This is a genomic window from Acidobacteriota bacterium, from assembly GCA_019347945.1.
Taxonomy (GTDB): domain Bacteria; phylum Acidobacteriota; class Thermoanaerobaculia; order Gp7-AA8; family JAHWKK01; genus JAHWKK01.
This window is the reverse complement of the sequence record JAHWKK010000007.1, coordinates 129056-148606: the sequence shown is the minus strand read 5'-3', so window position 1 is coordinate 148606 and position 19551 is coordinate 129056. Positions and strand designations below refer to the sequence as shown.

The window sequence follows — 19551 nt, the reverse complement described above, 5'->3', positions numbered from 1 at the left end:
GACTTCAGCTTCGTGCCAGCTCGCGGAGCCTCGGGTCGTTCGGGAACTCTTCGAGACCCTGCCGTGCCCAGAACCTCGCGGCCCGCGGATCGCCGATCACGTTGAGGGTTTCGCTGATCGCGATATACGAAGGCGGCGTCGGACTCGCCTCAATGAGATCGGCGATCAACCTTTCGGCTTCGCGAAGCTTCTTCTCCGAGACGAGGAGCAGCAGCAGATTCTTGTAGGCCTGCGGCTCTTCAGGGAAGAGAGCGATCTCCTGCCGGAACTCCCGCTCGGCTTCCTGCGGCCGTCGCATCCGGGCGAGAACATCACCGCGCAGGAAATGCAGTCCCTCGACCCTGGTGAGCTGTTTTCGTCTCGCCAGCTTCGAAGCTTCTTCGAGTGAGGCCCAGGCGGCTTCGAGATTGCCCCGTTCCTTTTCGACCCGCGCCATCGTCATGTGCGGGTCGATGTTGTCCGGAGCGGCAGCGATCGACTTCCGCGCAAACGCTTCCGCCTCATCGAGCTCGCCCCGCGCCAGCGCCACCCGCGCAAAAATATCATTGGCAGGCGCCGGCTCCGCATTTGCGGCAAGCTTCGCATGGCTGACGGCGTCGTCGAGGCGGTTGGCCCGAAGTGCGATGGCGGCAACCGCGATCGCCCGATGCGTCGAGGTCGGGGAGAGTCTCAACGCTTCCCTTCCTGCTTCGATCGCTTCATCCAGCCGCCCGAGCCGCGCGAGAATTCTCATCCGCAGATCCCACAAATCGAGAACGCGCCGGTTCTCCGCGAGCTCTTCCTCGACCTGGGACAAGGCCAGGGTGAGGTCCCCGTTCCGGAAGGTCTGGAACGCCCGGGTCACCCGCGCCAGAGTGCCGATCCCATCCTTCGGATCGGGAAGGTCTTCATCGCCCGAAGCCGCAGAACCTCCGGCGAGGTAGCCGAGCGCCGCAAGCTGCGCCGCCGTCTCGGGATCCACCTCCTCCGGGGCCTCGGCCTCGCGAATGAACGGAGCGATCGCGTCGCGAAACTCGAAGAAGGTGCGCCGCCGCTCTTCGAGCACGTTCTCCGTTTCACCAGGATCGGAAGCGAGATCGTACAGCTCGGGTCGCGGCGCTTCGATGAAGTGAGTCGTGCCATCGGTCAGCGAATGGAGATCGCTCCATCCATAGTGGAGCCGCGGATAGAAACTCTCGCTGTAGATTTTCCGCGGCGGCTTCCCCGTGACGGCTTCGATCGACTCTCCCGTCACCTCGCCGATCCGGTGACCGAGACCGACCGAGTCGAGGACGGTCGGAAAGAGATCCGAGAGCATGACGGGAGTCTCGACACGCGTTCCGGCGCCGCGGCCCCCGGGATACCGGATCATCAGAGGAACCTGGATCGACTCGCGATAGAGAAAGATCCCGTGTTCCTCTTCCCCGTGGTCACCGAGGCCTTCCCCGTGATCGGAGGCGACGATGATCAGCGAGGATTCATAGAGGCCGCGCTCCCGCAGAAAGTCGAAAAACTCGCCGAGAACCGTATCAGTGTAGGCGATCTCGCCATCGTACGGATCGTCGAATCTCTCATCGAACGGAGCGGGGGGATCGTAGGGAGTGTGCGGATCGTAGAGATGGAGGAAAAAAAAGAGAGGTGCTTCCTGAGACTGCCCTGCCAGCCACGCTCTGGCCACGGAAGCAGTATGCGTTCCGCTACGCTGGATCATTCCGATCGACCCGCTCTGTCCGACTCCTTCGACGCCGTCGTCGTAGAACTCGAACCCGCGATCGATTCCGGTCTCCCGTCGAAGAACGAAGGCCGAGACGGCCGCGCCGGTCGCGTAGCCTTCATCGGCGAGCACTTCCGCCAACAGGACGTCGTCCGGACGGATCCTGTAACCGGTGTTGTCCCGCACACCGTTTTCCGACGGGAGCAGTCCGGTGAACATCGTCGCGTGCGAAGGAAGCGTCAGCGGGCAGTGCGACCACGCGCTCTCGTAGAGGACCGCGTCGCGGCTGAATGCATCGAGCACGGGAGTCTCTCCGATTTCGTACCCGTACGCCGGCAGCCGGTCGCTCCGCAGCGTGTCGATTGAGATGAAAATCACGTTCGGCCGCGACGTGCCTTCCGCCGTCGGAGCCTCATCCCTGCAGCCGGCGATGAGAGACAGCGCCACTCCTGCAATCGCAAGGATTGACGCTGCACATTGCCTTTCAGTGCCTCGTGTCATCTTTCCGCCGGTCCCGGAGCGGATCATCCTCGGCTTCCCGTATGATCCGCGCGGTGTCGGGAACGATTATCTTCATCCTGGTCGTCGCCGTCCTCGTCGGTTGTGCGGTGACGACGTCGGTCGTGCTGTGGAAAACTCATCGGTCGAAGGCCGGCCGGGTCACGGTCGCCACCGCGACCATCGCCGGAAACCTCTTCTGGCTCGCGGTTCCGCTGATCATCGCCGATCGCACGACGACGTTCGCATCCGTTCTCAGATCGGTGACCGCTCCCCCGTTTTTCACATGGTACTCGGCGTCGATCCTCTTTACGGCGTTCCTCCTCTTGTTGCTGGCGATCAAACTGGTCTTCTTCCGGAGGCATTCCTTTTTCGAGCTCGTAGGCATCCCGTCGCTGCTGTTCTGGACCGCCGGCGCCCTCGTCTTCACGATCGGCGCGTTCCAGGCGCTCATCCCGCTGGAGATCGAGCGCGTCGAGATCGAGATCGAGTCGCTCGATCCTCGTTTGGGGGGAACGAAGATCGCCCTTCTCTCCGACATCCACGCGGGACTCTTCACCCGACGCTCGAGGCTGCATCGGATCGGCAGCGAGCTGGCAGCACTCGAGCCGCACCTCGTGCTCGCAGCCGGAGATCTGATCGACGACGAGCCCCGATTCACCGAAAAGCTCCTCTCGACCTTCGAGCCCGTACCTGCGTCCATCCCGGTCCTGGCCGTCCTCGGAAACCACGAGATGTATGGTGATCCTCACGAGTTCATCAGGCGGATGTCCAGCTCGCGCGTGCGGCTGCTCGTAAACGAGGGGTTTCCGTTCGAGCGCGATGGAGCAACACTCTGGATTGCCGGGCTCTCCGACTTCGCAGCCGATCGCGACGGAGACCTCGCGCCGAATATCGCTGCGGCCGTGGCAGGCCGCCCGGCCGGGACGACGACAATCCTCTTCGCCCACCAGCCCCGAGCGTTCCGCGTCGCAGCGGAAGCCGGTGCGGAGCTCACGCTCGCGGGTCACACTCACGGCGGTCAACTCGCGGTTCCGGGCACCGACATCACGCTCGCAGGAGCTTTCCTCCCCTGCGATACCGGAATCTGCACCGATTCCGAAGGCCGCAGGCTCTACGTCACCACCGGCGCTGGTTACTGGGTAGTTCCGTCACGGTTCGGCGTCCCGCCTGAGATCGTGCTGATCACCCTCCAGGCCGGTCGCTGAGCTCAGCGTTCCGCGATGAGCTGTCCCGGCATGTGCGCGCAGCACAACATCACGTGCGTGATCGCATCACGGTCGTACTCGTCACCCGAACGATACGAATCGAAGTATCGGAGAGATCGCTCGACGCGCGCCGCCATCGCCCCGACGCTCTGGAGCCCGATCGCGACTCCCGCATTCGTGAACGCGAATTTCATCGACGGCAAACCTCTTGAGCGGCAGAAATAGCCCTCTCTCTCGATCCAGAGTTGTTCGAGCATTGCGAGCGACGCCTCCCTTTGAGCGCGCGCCCACTCTTCTTCAGGAAAGAAATGCGTCATCCAGAGCATCATGCCCAGACCCAGATCCTGGTCGATCCGCAGATCGCGGTAACTCTTTTCCACGATCTCCTCCAGCTCACGAATCTCGGACGAGAGGGCGTCGGGATCGAGAAGTCGATAGACGACCATCCCGTGGAAAGGATCGAGAGCGCCGAATCCGTATCCGGGATACGGCCCACTCAGATCCTCCGCCATCTTCCAGATGACCCCGCGGCTCGGGACGAGGAATGGCTCGTGGATTTCGCGCACGAGCCGCAGGGCGTCGTCGCGGTACCCCGGCTCGATTGCGCCGAAGCGCGTCAGAGCATGGATCCACATCGCGAGGTAGTGGAAGTACTGGCCGTCGCGGTCGGGGTCCTCGCCGATCCGGATGCCTCTCTCTCGTCCGAGCACGCGCTGCACGTCGTTCACGAGCTTGCGCGCCGCATCGAGGTATTCCGGATCACCGGTCTCGCGATGAAGCGAAAGCAGCAGCGTGAGTCCGAACGCATCCGTCCAGAGATAGCGCTTGCCATTGGGCCAGATGCGCTCGTTTTTCAGCCAGTCGAGCCGCGCGAGAACCCAGTCGAGATCGTTCCGGACGATCCCTCCGGCCGACGCCACGCCGACCGGGCTCACCTTTCCGAACCCTCGGGCCACCCTTCGTGTCCGACCAGCGGAACGAATCGGACCGGCTCGAGCCATTCCTCGCGGAATCCCGATTCCGTTCGGGTGAGACGAATCAACCTCTGGTCGTGCACGCTCACCTCGACGGGAATGACCAGCCGCCCTCCCTCCGCGAGCTGCGCCTTCAGACTTTCCGGGATCCTTGGTCCGGCCGCCGCAACGACGATCGCGTTGAACGGGGCGTGCTCCTCCCATCCCACGGTCCCGTCGCCGTGCCGGATCTCGACGTTGTCGTAGCCGAGCCTTTCGAGTCTTTCGCGCGCCGTCAGGACGAGCTCTTCGTGTCGCTCGATCGCAAAAACTTCCTCGACGATTTCCGCGATTACCGCCGCGGCGTAACCGGAACCGACACCGATCTCGAGAACCCGATCCGCCGGCCGCAGCCTCAAGGACTGGACCATGCTCGCAACAATGAATGGCTGCGAGATCGTCTGTCCCTCCCCGATCGGAAGCGGCCCGTCTTCATAGGCGCGACTCCGCAACTCCCGCGGAACGAATTCTTCCCGAGGCACCGCCCGCATCGCCGACAGAACGGCAGGATCATCGATTCCTCGCGCCTGGATCTGGGTCGCGACCATCCAGTCGCGAAGCTTCGCCGTATCCTTCATGGCCGAGCTTTTCGTATGCGTCACCATTCAGATCACCAGACCGTCGACCGACTCGGGAGCGACAGGAGAGACGAAGCAGATTCTGGTGACCGTGCCACTCGCCGCTTCGATCTCGAGTCCTGCCTCGATGCCGTCGTTCAGTTCGACCCGCAGAGATTCGGGGTGATCGATTGCGATTCGCGTCGGCTCGTCGTCCGATTCCCCGGCCGTCACGACGATCGAGCCTGCCGAACCATCCTCGCGAGCTCTCACCGATTCGAGCGGAATGCTCCGCGCTTCCGATCGCGACGTCCCTTTCGAGACTGACTCGACGTCGACGAGCCATCCTTCGTGCTGCAGACTGAAGGACTTCAGAAATCGGTTCCAGTCGGAGCGGGGGATCGTCTTCTTCATCGCGGGTCCACCTCAGATTCCCGAGGGGTAGGTTTCGGGTGCCTCCTCGGGGTGAAGGGGCTTCCCGGCCGGGAGCCCCTCGACGGCACTCGTCGTGTCGAAATGTAGGACCCCATCGAACTGGTGAGGAAGCGACGCGTGAAAGTAGTGGCTCTGGCGTTCGGTCTCGGGCATGTAGATGACGCCGATCGCGCGCTCGAGACGGGGCTCCTCGAGATCCGCCAGCGAGTCATTCTCTCTGAGCGGCAGCCAGAAATCGCCGATTCCGGTCCGGTGGAACAACTCCTCATAGCTGCCCTCGAGAGCAGGCCGGACCTTCTTTCGCTCGGCCGGACCATCCCACGCCGAAGCCGCGGTGACTTCACCGGTGAAGGTCGTGAATCCGATCGACCGGCATTCTTCCCCGTGCCGTTCACGCATCAACTGTCCGACGTTGAGCTCGCCTCGCCGGCCCATCTCGGTTGCTCTCGCGTCTCCGAGATGCGAGTTGTGCTCCCAGACCGCGACCTTTCCGTTGCCGCTCTTCCGCTCGTAATAGCTCGAAAGAGCGTCGATCGTATCCGCCATGTGCCGATCGCGGAGGTTCCACGACGAGACGCGGCCGCCGAACATCGAGCGGTAGTACGTTTCGGCGCTCGCGACGAGTCGGGCGTTCTGCTCGGCGTAGAACGCCTCGTCGGGCGGGATCTGGCCGTTGCGCGACGCATAGTCGGCAAATCTGCTCCTCAGATCGACGAGCTGAGCAACGACCTCGTCTTCGCAGTCCGGTTTGATGCCGAGCGAGCTCGCGTAGCCGTACGCCTGGCTGTTCTCGCCGAAGTGGTCGAAGCAGCCGTAGCGTTCCCGCGCTCGCCTTGCGGCCTCGGGATCGACTTTCTCGAGATAACCGATCACCGCCTCGATCGACGCGAAAAGACTGTAGAGATCAATCCCGTAGAAGCCCGTGCGTCGATCCTGTTCATCGATGGCGGCGTTGTGGCCGGCAAGCCACTCGACGAAGTCCAGCACGTCCCGGTTCCGCCACATCCAGGTCGGGAAGCGGCGGAAGTCGCCCAGGGCCTGAAGGGGCGTCTCGTCTTTGCCGAACCCCCGCACATGACGGTTCACACGATAGGCATCGGGCCAGTCGGCCTCGACCGCGACGATTCGAAAGTCCTTCTCCCTGACGAGGCGTTTCGTGATCGCGGCGCGCTGATCGTAGAACTCGTGAGTTCCATGAGAAGCCTCTCCGAGAAGTACGAACTTCGCGTCCCCGACGAGATCGAGGAGGTCGTCGTAGTCGGTGCGAGCTCCTTCGAGTCGCTTCGCGGAGCGTCGGATGCGGTCGATCAGTGCTGCGTCCTTCATAACCTCCCTTCCACCGTCAGTCACGCGACTCTGCACCGCTCATGGCGGCTTCGGTCGAGGCAGGAGGTAGCCCCGCTGCTGGCGAGCCGCGTACGATGGCGGCTCGGATGAAACCACGCAAGTTTCATTCCGCGAACGGATGCTCTCGAGCGCTCGTGGAACCGGCGGCAATGGATTCGAGTCTGTCAAGTTTTGACATCCGCTGGAATATGGCACAATCGGTTTGCGGAAATGGACCCATCCGCTCAGGCCGTTTCCGAGATCGAAAGATGGAAGATCGGATCAAAGAACTGTTGAAGGAGCTCGGGACCGCAATCAATGAATCGGTCTCCGGCTCGAATAATGTCAACGGGATGATCCAGCAGATCCGTGATGAGGGCTACGATCTCTACGTCGTCCTCGATGCCACGATCGGCCTGAGCCGGAGCGACGACGACGAACCGGCGCAGGAGGAACGGACCCAGCGGCTCGCGCTTCCCGCGGGCGAGGCACAGTTCCGGATCGACGTCGAGGATCTCAATTTCCTCAAGTCGGTCGGGATCGATCCGACGCGCAAAGTCAAATCGTCGAAGAACGGCTGAAAAGCCCGTGTCTTCCCCACGCTCGCGCAACCTCTACGACGTCCGTCCCTCCGATCTTCCTGCCATTCTCGCCGGCCACGTCACTCCCGCTTACCGGATCGCTCAGATCGCCGACTGGCTCTACCAGCATCACGTCCACGCGTTCGACGCGATGACCAACCTCCCGCAGGAGACCCGGGACCGTCTCGCCGCCGAATTCTCTCTCTCGTCACTCCAGGTCGTCGACCAGACCCCCGAGGCCTCTGACGGGAGCCGGAAATACCTCTTCGCGCTTCCGTCGGAGGACCGGATCGAGACCGTCCACATGCCGATGGGCGCCCGGACGACGATCTGCGTCTCGTCCCAGGCCGGATGCGCGGTCGGATGCACGTTCTGCGTGACGGGCTTTTTCGGGCCCGGCGTCAATCTCCCTCCCTCGGTCATCCTCGAACAGATCCACAGCGTTCAGGAGATCCATTCGGTCGATGACGAGCAGCTGAATGTCGTCTTCATGGGGATGGGTGAGCCGCTGCTCAACACCGAATCGCTCGACGTCGTCCTCGACATCCTGGCTCTCTCGATCTCGCTCAGACGCGTGACGCTTTCGACTTCCGGAATCACGCCGGGGCTCCGGTGGCTCGCCGAACGTCCCGATCGGCCGAACCTCGCCGTTTCGATCAATGCTCCGGACCAGGCGCGTCGCGAAGAGATCATGCCGATCTCGAAACGCTACCCCCTTGCCGAGATCATCGAAGCACTCCGCGCATTTCCTCTCGAGCACGGCCGGACGATCACCGCCGAGTACGTCCTCCTTGCGGGTTGGAACGACTCGCCCGCCGACGCCGAGGCGCTCGCGAAGCTTCTCCGCGGCATCGACATCAAAGTCAACGCCATCCCCTTCAATCCCGATCCGACGCTTCCCGACTGGATGACCCGTCCATCCGACGCCGCGATCGACCGCTTCGCGGCCGCCCTTGCCGCGACCGGTACTCGTGTGACCGTCCGGCGATCGAAGGGGCTCGACATCGCCGCCGCGTGCGGCCAGCTTCGCGGCCGCTCGGAACGGAAAGGGCGCGGCGAAAAGCGACCAGCTCGAATCTGACACCGGGACGCGGCGGTGCCATCGCTGTGCGATTCCGGACGGCTCGATCCCCAACCGTCCGTTCCCGCACATCTATAATCCAGTCAAAGTCTTACTATTCAGCCGTTTAGCTGTGGCGTGATCCTTGGTCTCTCCTGCTGCGTGATGGATCGGGAAATTGACGCCGGAACAAGGAGAAAGGAGCTTGCGGCCAGGGTCGTGAAGTGGCTCCTCCTCCTGGCTGCCCTCGCAGCGGGCATCCTTCTGGTCGGAAGCTGGCTCGAGCCGTCAATCGACCGGACGGAGATCCGGACGGCGACCGTGGAGCGAGGGACGATCCGGGCGGGGTTCGAGGCGAGCGGCGAGATCGCTCCCGCTTTCGAACGAGCGATCTCGACGCCGGTCGACGCGCGTGTGGTCGACGTGTTGCGCCAGCCCGGCGACATTCTCGAGCCGGGAGAAGAGATTCTCAGGCTCGATACCTCCGCGTCGCGGCTCGGTCTCGAGCGAATCACCGAACAGATCGAGCAGAAGCGACAGGAGCGTGAGCGTCTGGCAGTCCGAACCGAAAGCGATCTGGCCGATCTGCGGAGCCGGATCGAACGGACGGAGCTCGACCTCGAGCTCCTCGAGTCGCGCGCGGATCAGAATCGAAAACTCCACGAAGAGGGACTCGTCTCGCTCGAGACTCGCAGGCAGGCGGAAGTCGAGGCGAAGAAGGGTCGAATCGAGCTGGAGGACCTCCACCGTTCCGTTGCGAGCACGGCGATCAATCGGCGCAGCGAGCTCGCAACGATCGATTCCGCCATCGTCGCGCTCGGCCTGGAGCGGGAGCAGGCCGCACGCGAGCTCGAGCTCGCCATGACTCGTGCGCCCGAGCGCGGAGTCCTGACCTGGGTCACTCCGCAGGAAGGGATCACCGTCCGCGAGGGAGAAGTCATCGCACGCTTCGCGGATCTCAGCTCATTCCACGTGCAGGCGACGGTGTCCGACATTCATGCGGGGCGGCTGAGCCCGGGGCTCCCCGCGCTCGTACACGTCGGCGACCGCTGGCTCGACGGCCGCGTTTCGACAGTCGATCCGACCATCGAGAACGGGATCATCCGCTTTCACGTAGCGCTCGAAGAACCCTCCGACGAGATGCTCAGGAACAAGCTGAGAGTCGACGTACAGGTGGTCACCGAAGAGAGGCGTGACGTAAAGACGCTCGACCGCGGGCCTCATCTCTCCGATGCGAGGTCGCAGCAGGTTTTCGTGCTGCGTGGCGATCACGCCGTCCGAGTCGAGGTGACCTTCGGCCTCGTCTCTCCCCGAATGATCGAAGTCCTCGATGGACTGAACGAAGGAGATGAAGTGATCGTCAGCGACATGCGCGACAGGCTGAGCCTCGAACGCATCGGGATCGACTGACCACGAACAGTACCGAATGAAAGGTGGAACCAGAATGATCGAGCTAAGAAATGTTCGTAAGGTTTACCGGGCCGAGCGCGTCGAGACGCTCGCGCTGCAGAACATCAATCTCGACATCGCGACGGGGCAGTTCGTTTCGGTGATGGGCCCCTCGGGTTGCGGCAAGAGTACGCTTCTCAACCTCGTTGGTCTTCTCGACGCGCCGACCGACGGCTCGATCGCAATCGATGGCGAACCGATCGAATCGTACAGGGACCGGAACGTCGCCCCGCTTCGCAACGAGAAGCTCGGCTTCATCTTTCAGAGCTTCCATCTCGTCCCCGACTTGAAAGTCATCGACAACGTCGAGATCCCTCTGCTGTACCGGAAACTGTCGGGATCCGAGCGGAGAAAACTGGCGAACGAAGCGCTCGACCGCGTCGGGCTGTCGTCCCGTGTAAATCACTATCCCTCGCAGCTCTCGGGCGGCCAGCAGCAACGCGTGGCAATCGCCCGTGCGATCGTCGGAAAACCGAAGATTCTCCTCGCCGACGAGCCGACGGGAAACCTCGACAGTCATATGGGCGACGAGATCATGGAGATCCTCCGCGATCTGAACAACGAGAAGACCACGATCGTCATGGTCACTCACGACGGGCGACTCGCGAAATCGACCGAGCGGACGATCCGGCTGTTCGACGGACGGCAGGTGGAGTAGCCGATGCTCAGACACTACCTGCAGCTCTCCTGGAAAGTCCTTCAACGCCGGAAGTTCTTCACGTTCGCCAGCATCTTCGGAATCAGTTTCACGCTGGCCGTTCTCATGATCGCGACCGCAATGATCGATCATGTCTTTGCAGCGCATCCGCCCGAGACCAATCTCGACCGCCGGCTCGGTGTCTATTTCCTCGAGGCCCGTGGCCCGGAGTCCTCGCGCAGCGGGCATCCCGGCTGGCGATTTCTGGATCGCCATGTGCGCGACCTCCCAGGCGCCGAATCGACCTCGATTTTTCAGATGCAGGCCAAGGTCCTCTCGTTCGACGAGAGTCGCAGAAACGAGCTCTGGATCAAGCGGACCGATGCGGAGTTCTGGAAGGTTCTCGATTTCGAGTTCATCGCCGGCAACCCGTTCGGGGAGCTCGACGTCTCGACCGCGAACTACGTCGCCGTCGTGAACGAGTCCACCGCCGCGAACTTCTTCGGCAACGCTGAGGCGGCGATCGGCGAGACGATCGAAGTCGATCAGCAGCGGTTTCGCGTCGTCGGCGTCGTCCGCGACGTACCCTTCATTCGACTCCTTCCCTTCGCCGACATCTGGGTTCCTTCGACGACTGCCAAGTCGGCCGCTTACCGCGAGGAGGAGGTTACGGGAAACTCGATGGCGCTGGTGCTCGCGAAGGACCGCGCAAGTCTGCCGGTCATGCAGGAGGAGTTCGCCTCCCGCGTCGCGGCGGCGCCACCTCGAAGCTCGGACTTCACCACCGTCACCGCGAACCTCGACACCTTCTTCAATGCGGTGGCCAGTGAATTCGACCTCAGTCCCCACATACTGAAAACGATCTTCGTGGTGATGGCGCTTCTCTTCATGGGTCTTCCGGCAATCAACCTGATCAATATGAATCTCAGCAGGATCATGGAACGAGCCTCCGAGATCGGCGTGAGAAAGTCATTCGGTGCCCGTTCCCGTGCCCTCGTCGGCCAGTTCATCGTTGAAAATGTGGTGCTGACGGTCCTCGGTGGCATCGTCGGCTTCGGCATTTCCGGAATCGTCCTCGCCGCCCTCAACCGCTCCGGCATCATCCCCTACGCCCAGCTATCGCTCAATTTCCGGATCTTTCTCGCCGGTTTCCTCATGGCGCTGATCTTCGGCATCGTTTCCGGAGTCTGGCCGGCCTGGAGGATGTCGCGAATGCATCCGGTCGACGCACTGAGAGGAGCAGACCGATGATCCGTCACATGCTCAAACTCGTCTGGAAACGAAAGAAACTCAATGCCCTGATCATGGTCGAGATCTTCATCTCGTTTCTCGTGCTTTTCGCAGTGCTCACGATGTCTTTTCACCTTCTGCAGAATTACCATCGGCCTCTCGGGTTCGAATGGCGGAATGTCTGGAACGTCGCGATCGACGTCAAACAGACATCCGACGACAACTGGTCCGCCGACACCTCCACGAAATTCGCCACCCTGCTCCACGAAATCGAGCAGGTTCCCGAGGTCGCGATGGCAGCCGGGGTTCTTCATCCGCCCTACTCTTTCGGTAGCACCACCGGAAGCATCGAGATCGACGGTCGCAGCTTCGAGATCGAGGTCAACGAAGTCACCGACGACTTCGTGGCCGTGATGAAGCTCCGTCTGCTCGAGGGGCGTTTCTTCGGCCCGGAGGATGATGCTCACCAAACCGAGCCGGTAATCATCGACGGAGATCTCGCACGAGACGCATTCGGCGAGTCGTCCCCCGTCGGAAAGACCTTCGTGTTCTGGGGGGGACGGGAGGTCCGCATCGTCGGCGTCGTCGAGGACTTCCGGAGCAGGGGCGAGCTCTCCTCGCCGGGAAACTTTCTTTTCCGCCGGGTCAGGCTCGGAGACGCCGCCACACGCCCGCCTCGAAACATCGCCGTTCGATTCGATGCGCCCGTGGAAGCCTCATTCGAAGAGGAGCTGATCACCAGGCTTCAGAGCATCGCGCCGGAATGGTCGTTCACGATCCGGCCGCTGTCGGCGATGAGAGACGCTTCATACCGACTTGCGCTCGCGCCGATCATGATCGGAGCGGTCATCGCAGGCTTTATGATTCTGATGGTCGCTCTCGGCCTGATCGGCGTTCTCTGGCAGAACATCACCCGCCGCACCGACGAGCTCGGGCTGAGGCGAGCCGTCGGCGCTACCTCAGGAAGGATCTACCGACAGATCATCTTCGAGACCCTGATCATCACCACCTTCGGGGTGATGGCCGGCATCCTGATCATCGTTCAGGTGCCGGACACGCTCGCTCCGTCTGACTCCCCGCTCCCGGAGCTGGTCGCGATGTTCCGCGGAGTCCGATCCATAGGCATGGCCGCATCGATCGCGACAATCTACATTCTCGCGATCGTCTGCAGCCTCTATCCGAGCTGGCTGGCTTCGCGAATTCAACCCGCCGCCGCAATGCAGTACGAGTAGAACCGAGAGGCCGGCCCCGAGTGAAACTTCCGACGCTTCCGCGAAGTATCGACTGGTGGATAATCGAGTCGATCCGATGACGAAGTCTCGCGAAGAAACCACGATTCTGGTCGTCGACGACGATCCGTCGATCACGGCCTCGCTCTCTCTGCTGCTTCGCCAGCAGGGTTTTGGCGCGACCGTGGCCGAGGATCCCGATGACGCCATCAGGCAGATCCGCTCCGGCGTGATCGATCTAGTCCTTCAGGACATGAATTTCTCACGCAGCACCACGGGAGAAGAAGGATTGAGTCTCCTCCGCAGAATCCGGGAAGTCGATCCGGTCGTACCGGTCGTTCTGATCACGGCGTGGGGATCGATCGGGCTCGCCGTCGAAGGTATGAAGGCGGGAGCTTCGGACTTCATCCCGAAACCCTGGTCCAACGCGGCACTCCTCGCGTCGCTCGAAACGGCGCTGTCGCTCGCAGCAAGCAACGATCCGGATCGGCCGCCCGAACGCATTCGCGATCGCGGTGCTCTCGACCGCGACCATGAATTCTCCGGAATCGTCGGCAGCGACCCGGAGCTCCTCCGGATTCTCGCAATGATCGGACGGGTGGCTCCCACCGACGCCTCGGTGCTGATCACGGGAGAAAGCGGTACGGGCAAGGAGCTCGTCGCCGAGGCGATTCATCTGAACAGCCGCCGTCGCAGAGGTCCATTCGTCAAGGTCAATCTCGGTGGGATCTCGTCGACCCTCTTCGAGAGCGAGATGTTCGGTCACGTCAAGGGCGCATTCACCGACGCGAAGGACGCCCGTAAAGGTCGTTTCGAAGTTGCCGACGGCGGCACGATCTTTCTCGACGAGATCGGAGAGATCGATCTCAACTCCCAGGTGAAGCTGCTGAGGGTCCTCCAGGACCGGACGTACGAGGTTCTCGGCTCGAGCCGGAGCCGAACGGTCGACGTCCGCGTGATCTCGGCGACCAATCGACCGGTTGCTGAGATGGTGGCGGAAGGCTCGTTCCGCGAGGACTTGCTCTACCGGCTCAATCTGATCACGATTCGACTTCCTCCCCTGCGCGATCGCCCATCGGACATCCCGATCCTCTCGAGACACTTCGCGGCCGTCTGCAGCCAATCGTACGGTCGCTCGCTGAGCATCTCGCCCGGCGCGATCCGATGGCTCCAGCGGCAGAGCTGGCCCGGCAACATCCGGCAGCTCCGGCAGGTGATCGAGCGAGCGGTTCTCCTGCACGAGACCGACGTCCTCACCGAATCAGAGCTCGTCTCGGCGATCGAGATCGATCAGCCTCGGGAAGCCGACGGACAGTTGCCGGCGGCCGGATCGATGACCCTCGACGAGATCGAGCGGGAAATGATCGATCGTTGCCTTCGACACTACGAGGGGAACGTCACGAAGGTGGCCGAAGCTCTCGGACTCAGCCGGGCCGCACTCTACCGCCGGTTCGAGAAATACGGTCTGGAGCCATGAGCCTTCGCCGGAGGTTCATCCTCTATCTGGTCCTCATCCACCTCTTCTTCGGCCTCGTTGCGGTTCTGCTCCTCGCCGACAATCGCCTGCTTCTCATCGGCGTCGAGATCGTCTTCGTGCTGTCGCTCATTCTCGGCTACCGGTTGATCAGCTCCCTCTTCGTACCGCTCGAATTGATCTCGACTGGTGCAGAGCTCCTCGCGGAGGGGGATTTCGCATCCCAGTTTCGAGATATCGGGCAGCCGGAGATGGATGCGCTGATCGCGGTCTACAACCGCATGATTGAATCGCTGCGGGAGGAACGGCTTCGTGTCGAAGAGACCAACCTCCTGCTCGGTCGAATCATCGATGCATCACCCTCCGGAATCATCATTCTCGATTTCGACGATCGGATTCGCCGGATCAATCCCGCGGCAGAGTCGATCTTCGACGATCGCAGTGTTTCACTCGCGGGCCGCCGGCTCGATGAGATTGGCCATCCACTGGCCGGCATTCTCGCGAAGCTCGATCGCGATGAGTCGACGATTGTTTCTCTCGACAGCGGAAGGCGGTTCCGCTGCCGCCGTGCCGAGTACATGGACCGGGGCTTTTCCAGAGCCTTTTTCGTCGTCGACGAGCTGACCGAAGAGCTTCGGACGACCGAAAAGTCCGCATACGAGAAGCTCATCAGGATGATCTCGCACGAGGTCGCCAACTCGGTGGGAGCGGTTCGGTCGCTGCTCGAATCGTCGCTTCACTATCGCCGGCAGATCTCGGCAGCAGACCGGACCGATTACGAGAACGCGATCGAGGTTTCCCGCTCGAGGCTCGAGAATCTGAACCGGTTCGTCAATGCGTTCGCGGACATCGTCAGATTGCCCGCACCCGAGCTCCGGCCGGTTTCGCTCGTCGAGCTGATGCAGGATCTGGCGGTGCTGGTGAGGCCCGACCTCAAGGCGCGCAACGTCCGGATCACGGTCGACGTGTCAGAGGATCCCGGCACGATCGACATGGACAAGAACCAGATCGAGCAGGTGCTGCTGAACGTCCTGAGAAATGCCGCCGAATCGATCGGACGGGACGGATCGATCGGGATGCGGATCGATCGAGGCGCCCATGGGCCCGAGCTGCGAATCCTCGACAGTGGACCGGGGATCTCCGACGAGATCGAGGGGGATCTCTTCCGTCCTTTCTGCAGCACCAAACGCGATGGGCGCGGGCTCGGGCTGACTCTGGCCCGCGAGATCCTTTCGAGCCACGGGTTCGACTTCAGCCTCCGAAACCGCGAGGGAACGGGAGCCGAGTTCACGATCCGTTTCTGAGGGCCGGCGCGACCCTTGAAACGTCCGGCAACCATGAACACTCTTCCCGATCCCCGCTATCCGATCGGCCAATTCGAGCACGACGGCGTCATCACGACCGAACAGACGTCGCTGTGGATCGATCAGATCGAAGAGCTCCCTTCGCGCATGCGCGCCGCGGTCGAGCAACTCGACGAGAACCAGCTCGACGTCCGATACCGCGACGGCGGATGGACTCTCCGGCAGGTCGCCCACCATGTTCCCGACAGCCATCTCAATGCCTACGTCCGGTTCAAGTGGGCGCTCACCGAGGACGAACCGACGATCAAGCCCTATGACGAGAGCCTCTGGGCCGAGCTGGCCGATTACCGGCTCGTGCCGGTGGAAGTCAGCCTCGCCTTTCTGGAGAGTCTTCACGTGAAATTGGTGGCTCTTCTCCGCGCGCTCTCCTCCGATGATCTCACCTGTCGCTACATCCATCCCGAGGCGGGGATGCTCGATCTCGCCAGGACGATCGGCATTTACGCGTGGCACGGCCGGCACCATCTCGCGCACATCACGACCACAGCCCAGCGTGAAGGCTGGTGATCGGTCTGTTGCGATAGTTTGACTGCGCAGGCGGCGGAAGATGCTCGGTGCTCCTGTCGCTCACGTTCGCCGCCCGGCGCCCGGCGCGGATAAACTACACCCGACATGAACGACGACAAGCCCCGCAGCCGCGACTTTTCCGCCGAAGCCCTCATCTATCACGAGGAGCCCATCCCCGGAAAAATCGAAGTCATCCCGACCAAGCCGACGCTATCCCAGCGCGATCTCTCGCTGGCCTACACTCCGGGAGTCGCGGCTCCCTGCCGTGAGATCGAGAAAGACCCATCAGCGGTCTATCGATACACGAACAAGGGGAATCTCGTCGCGGTCGTGACCAACGGAACGGCCGTCCTCGGGCTGGGAGACATCGGCCCGGCTGCCGGCAAGCCTGTGATGGAAGGAAAGGCTGTTCTCTTCAAGCGATTCGCCGGGATCGACGTCTTCGACCTCGAGCTCTCGGTAACCGACGTCGACGAGTTCGTCGCTCTCGTCAGGCATCTCGAGCCGACCTTCGGCGGCATCAACCTCGAGGACATCGGCGCGCCCGAGTGCTTCGAGATCGAGCGCCGCCTGCAGGCCGAAATGAACATCCCCGTCTTCCACGACGACCAGCACGGGACGGCGATCATCTCCGCCGCTGCACTCCTCAATGCGCTCGAAGTCGCCGGCAAGAAAATCGAGGACGTTCGGATCGTGTCAACCGGCGCGGGCGCGGCCGGAATCGCCTGCATCCGCCTGTACCAGGAGTTCGGCCTGAAACGGGAGAACGTCATCCTCGTCGACAGTACCGGCGTGATTTACCAGGGGCGCGAGAAAGGGATGAACGAGTACAAACAGGAGTTCGCGGCGAAGACCGACGCCCGAACCCTCGAAGATGCCATGAAGGGCGCCGACGTCTTTCTCGGCCTATCCATCGGCGGAATCGTGACACAGGACATGGTGCGATCGATGGCGGACAACCCGATCGTATTCGCGCTCGCCAATCCGGATCCCGAGATCACCTACGAAGAGGCGACCGAGGCCCGGCCAGACGTGATCATGGCAACGGGACGTTCCGACTATCCGAATCAGGTCAACAACGTTCTCGGGTTCCCGTTCATCTTCAGAGGAGCGCTCGACTGCCGTGCTACGGCCGTCAACGAGCCGATGAAACGCGCCGCGGCAAAGGCGCTTGCGGATCTCGCGCGCGAGGACGTGCCGGATTCGGTTCTGCGCGCTTACTCGGTCGACCGCATGCAGTTCGGACGCGAATACCTCATTCCGAAGCCCTTCGACTATCGCGTGCTGCTCTGGGTCTCCCCCGCCGTGGCGAAGGCCGCCGCGGAGAGCGGCGTGGCCGGAAGGCCGATCGAGGACTACGAGCAGTACGTACGTCAGCTCGAGCGATTCCTCGGCCGTTCCCGGCAGATCATGAACACCGTCTTCGACCGGGCCCGGACCGGCGACAGGAAACGAATCGTCCTGCCGGAGGGAGACGACGAGAAAATCGTCCGCGCTGCAAAGATCCTGATCGAGGAGGAAATCGCCTCCCCCGTACTTCTCGGCAGACGCGACATCGTCGAGCGCCACATCAAAGACCTCGAGATCGATTCCTCGGCCGTCGAGATCATCGACGTTCGCGATACCGACAAATCCGAGCGTTACGCCAAACGCCTCCATCAGCTCAGGCGTCGCTACGGTGTGACGCTCGCCGACGCCCGGAAGCTCGCTCGGAGCCGCAACTACTTCGCGATGCTCATGCTGGACCTGGGAGACGCCGACGGCGTCATCTCCGGGTTGCGCGCCTATTACCCCGAAACGATCCGCCCCGCCCTCCAGATCCTGAAGACCGCCGGGGGAGTCAAACGCGTGTCGGGTGCCTACCTTCTGCTGTTCGACAACCGCGAGCTGATCCTCGCCGACACGACCGTCAACATCGATCCGACGGCCGAGGAGCTCGCGGAGATCGCGCGGCTGAGCGCAAAAACCGCTCGCAGATTCGGGATCGAGCCGCGCGTCGGGATGCTTTCGTTCTCGAACTTCGGCTCGACTCCGCACCCGAGTCAGGCAAAGGTGAGGCGCGCGGTCGAGATTCTCCACGCGACTGATCCCGATCTCGTGGTCGACGGCGAGATGCAGGCGGATACCGCGGTCGTCTCTTCGATCGCCGAGGCCGACTACCCTTGGAGCGTCATTCAGGGGGACGCGAACGTCCTCATCTGTCCCGACCTGCAATCGGCCAACATCGCCTACAAGCTGCTCTGGCGGATCGCGGGCGCGGAAGCGATCGGTCCGATTCTGCAGGGACTTGCGAAGCCCGTCCACGTGCTCCAGCGGGGCGTCGACGTTTCCGACATCGTCAACATGGCGGCAATCGCCGCGCTCGACGCTCAGGACTGGTAGGAGAAAGCGACCCGCATTGACCGAGAACCGGGGCGTCGTCGCGCTCCTCACCTCGACGCTCTGCTTCGCTCTGATGGCGATCTTCGTCAAGGTCGCCGCTGCCACGGTTCCTCCCAGCGAGGTCGCCGTGTTCCGTTTCCTGATCGTCTTCGTCCCGATCCTCCTGATCCCGCGAATCCGGGCGAAGAGCTTTCAGTACACCCGGCTCCTGCCGCTCGTGCTGCGCGGTTTTTTCGGTGGGCTCGCGGTCCTTCTCTATTTCGTATCGGTTGCGCACATCCCGGTCGGCGTCGCCTCACTTCTCAACTCCACATCGCCGGTGTTCAGCGGCATTCTCGCGGCCGTATTTCTCGGCGAGCGGCTGACCGCCCGGAACGTCGGACCACTCGTGATCACGCTCATCGGAGTCGCCCTGGTCGTCACCGGCCACTCGACGCCGGACGAAACGCTCGGATTCGGCAGGTGGGAGCTCGCCGGACTCGCTTCGGCAGTCTGCGCCGCCGCCGCGGTGACCGCGATGCGCGGAGCCAGAAAGACCGAAAGCACCTGGAGCATCCTCTTCTTTCTCTCCGTCTTCGGCCTGATCGTCACGCTTCCGGTCGCGGTGCCGGTCTGGAAGGCCCCAAGCCCGCGCGAGTGGCTTTTCGTTCTGCTCGCGGGCGTGGCCGCGCTGCTCGCCCAGATTCTCATGACATGGGCCTACCGGTGGGTCGAGACCCTCGCCGCCGGCATCATCTCCCAGCTCGGCGTCGTCATCGCCACGATCCTCGGCGTCATCTATCTCGGCGATGTGCTGACGCTTCTGACGGTCATCGGCATTGTCGTTTCGATCATCGGCGTGGCCGCGATGATCATCCTCGGGCGGGCCCGCCCCGCGGCAGTCCTCGCCGAATAATCGTTACTTTTCA

At 62.5% G+C, this 19551-nt stretch carries 17 protein-coding genes; 12 read left to right on the top strand and 5 right to left on the bottom strand.

The genetic code is table 11. The annotated features are described in order from the left end of the window. Positions 1-4 precede the first annotated feature (4 nt). Positions 5-2140, bottom strand: a complete 2136-nt coding sequence (locus KY459_06795) for a sulfatase-like hydrolase/transferase (GenBank protein MBW3564417.1) — start codon at positions 2138-2140, stop codon at positions 5-7. Positions 2141-2247: 107 nt separating this feature from the next. Between KY459_06795 and KY459_06790 the strand changes: the two genes are divergently transcribed. Next, positions 2248-3399, top strand: a complete 1152-nt coding sequence (locus KY459_06790; GenBank protein MBW3564416.1) for a metallophosphoesterase — start codon at positions 2248-2250, stop codon at positions 3397-3399. A 2-nt stretch (positions 3400-3401) separates the two neighbouring features. Here KY459_06790 and KY459_06785 read toward each other — a convergent pair whose 3' ends face one another. The 4 genes from KY459_06785 to KY459_06770 are packed head-to-tail and all read right to left on the bottom strand — an operon-like array spanning position 3402 to position 6730. Continuing rightward, positions 3402-4301: a hypothetical protein gene (locus tag KY459_06785; protein MBW3564415.1), complete on the bottom strand. Its 900-nt coding sequence runs from the start codon at positions 4299-4301 to the stop codon at positions 3402-3404. Positions 4302-4330: 29 nt separating this feature from the next. Further along, positions 4331-5017 (bottom strand): protein-L-isoaspartate(D-aspartate) O-methyltransferase, encoded by a 687-nt coding sequence (locus tag KY459_06780; protein ID MBW3564414.1) that lies wholly within the window; start codon positions 5015-5017, stop codon positions 4331-4333. Continuing rightward, positions 5018-5383, bottom strand: a complete 366-nt coding sequence (locus tag KY459_06775) for a DUF5335 domain-containing protein (protein MBW3564413.1) — start codon at positions 5381-5383, stop codon at positions 5018-5020. A 12-nt stretch (positions 5384-5395) separates the two neighbouring features. Further along, entirely contained in the window at positions 5396-6730 is a 1335-nt protein-coding gene (locus KY459_06770; GenBank protein ID MBW3564412.1) for an erythromycin esterase family protein, read from the bottom strand. A 269-nt stretch (positions 6731-6999) separates the two neighbouring features. Between KY459_06770 and KY459_06765 the strand changes: the two genes are divergently transcribed. From KY459_06765 to KY459_06715, 11 genes are all read left to right on the top strand, one after another. Beyond that, entirely contained in the window at positions 7000-7311 is a 312-nt protein-coding gene (locus KY459_06765) for a hypothetical protein (protein MBW3564411.1), read from the top strand. A 7-nt stretch (positions 7312-7318) separates the two neighbouring features. Next, positions 7319-8392 carry a 23S rRNA (adenine(2503)-C(2))-methyltransferase RlmN gene (rlmN, locus tag KY459_06760; protein MBW3564410.1) on the top strand — a complete coding sequence of 358 codons (1074 nt, stop codon included), beginning with the start codon at positions 7319-7321 and terminating at the stop codon, positions 8390-8392. Between the two features lie 144 nt (positions 8393-8536). After that, a complete protein-coding gene (locus KY459_06755) occupies positions 8537-9781 on the top strand; it encodes an HlyD family efflux transporter periplasmic adaptor subunit (GenBank protein ID MBW3564409.1) in 1245 nt (414 codons plus the stop codon). 34 nt (positions 9782-9815) lie between these two features. Further along, positions 9816-10478, top strand: coding sequence for an ABC transporter ATP-binding protein (locus tag KY459_06750; GenBank protein MBW3564408.1), 663 nt, complete (start codon positions 9816-9818; stop codon positions 10476-10478). Positions 10479-10481: 3 nt separating this feature from the next. Further along, positions 10482-11708 carry an ABC transporter permease gene (locus KY459_06745; protein ID MBW3564407.1) on the top strand — a complete coding sequence of 409 codons (1227 nt, stop codon included), beginning with the start codon at positions 10482-10484 and terminating at the stop codon, positions 11706-11708. Next, positions 11705-12919 carry an ABC transporter permease gene (locus KY459_06740; GenBank protein MBW3564406.1) on the top strand — a complete coding sequence of 405 codons (1215 nt, stop codon included), beginning with the start codon at positions 11705-11707 and terminating at the stop codon, positions 12917-12919. Before KY459_06745 ends, KY459_06740 begins: the two co-directional genes overlap by 4 nt. A 76-nt stretch (positions 12920-12995) precedes the next feature. Then, positions 12996-14393, top strand: a complete 1398-nt coding sequence (locus KY459_06735) for a sigma-54 dependent transcriptional regulator (GenBank protein ID MBW3564405.1) — start codon at positions 12996-12998, stop codon at positions 14391-14393. Beyond that, entirely contained in the window at positions 14390-15694 is a 1305-nt protein-coding gene (locus tag KY459_06730; protein MBW3564404.1) for a PAS domain-containing protein, read from the top strand. The genes KY459_06735 and KY459_06730 overlap by 4 nt, the downstream gene beginning before the upstream one ends. A gap of 33 nt (positions 15695-15727) precedes the next feature. Next, positions 15728-16261 carry a putative metal-dependent hydrolase gene (locus KY459_06725; protein ID MBW3564403.1) on the top strand — a complete coding sequence of 178 codons (534 nt, stop codon included), beginning with the start codon at positions 15728-15730 and terminating at the stop codon, positions 16259-16261. Between the two features lie 105 nt (positions 16262-16366). Next, positions 16367-18643: an NADP-dependent malic enzyme gene (locus tag KY459_06720; protein MBW3564402.1), complete on the top strand. Its 2277-nt coding sequence runs from the start codon at positions 16367-16369 to the stop codon at positions 18641-18643. Between the two features lie 16 nt (positions 18644-18659). Continuing rightward, on the top strand, positions 18660-19538 hold the full coding sequence (locus tag KY459_06715) for a DMT family transporter (protein MBW3564401.1): 879 nt from the start codon (positions 18660-18662) through the stop codon (positions 19536-19538). The last annotated feature ends 13 nt before the right edge of the window (positions 19539-19551 follow it).

Excerpts from the sequence above, each read along its gene's own strand:
- KY459_06745 (MBW3564407.1), top strand. The coding sequence starts at position 10,482 with ATGCTCAGACACTACCTGCAGCTCTCCTGGAAAGTCCTTCAACGCCGG.
- KY459_06740 (MBW3564406.1), top strand. The coding sequence starts at position 11,705 with ATGATCCGTCACATGCTCAAACTCGTCTGGAAACGAAAGAAACTCAAT.
- KY459_06755 (MBW3564409.1), top strand. The coding sequence starts at position 8,537 with ATGGATCGGGAAATTGACGCCGGAACAAGGAGAAAGGAGCTTGCGGCC.
- KY459_06725 (MBW3564403.1), top strand. The coding sequence starts at position 15,728 with ATGAACACTCTTCCCGATCCCCGCTATCCGATCGGCCAATTCGAGCAC.
- KY459_06765 (MBW3564411.1), top strand. The coding sequence starts at position 7,000 with ATGGAAGATCGGATCAAAGAACTGTTGAAGGAGCTCGGGACCGCAATC.
- KY459_06780 (MBW3564414.1), bottom strand. The coding sequence starts at position 5,017 with ATGGTGACGCATACGAAAAGCTCGGCCATGAAGGATACGGCGAAGCTT.
- KY459_06735 (MBW3564405.1), top strand. The coding sequence starts at position 12,996 with ATGACGAAGTCTCGCGAAGAAACCACGATTCTGGTCGTCGACGACGAT.
- KY459_06730 (MBW3564404.1), top strand. The coding sequence starts at position 14,390 with ATGAGCCTTCGCCGGAGGTTCATCCTCTATCTGGTCCTCATCCACCTC.
- KY459_06770 (MBW3564412.1), bottom strand. The coding sequence starts at position 6,730 with ATGAAGGACGCAGCACTGATCGACCGCATCCGACGCTCCGCGAAGCGA.
- KY459_06775 (MBW3564413.1), bottom strand. The coding sequence starts at position 5,383 with ATGAAGAAGACGATCCCCCGCTCCGACTGGAACCGATTTCTGAAGTCC.
- KY459_06750 (MBW3564408.1), top strand. The coding sequence starts at position 9,816 with ATGATCGAGCTAAGAAATGTTCGTAAGGTTTACCGGGCCGAGCGCGTC.
- KY459_06720 (MBW3564402.1), top strand. The coding sequence starts at position 16,367 with ATGAACGACGACAAGCCCCGCAGCCGCGACTTTTCCGCCGAAGCCCTC.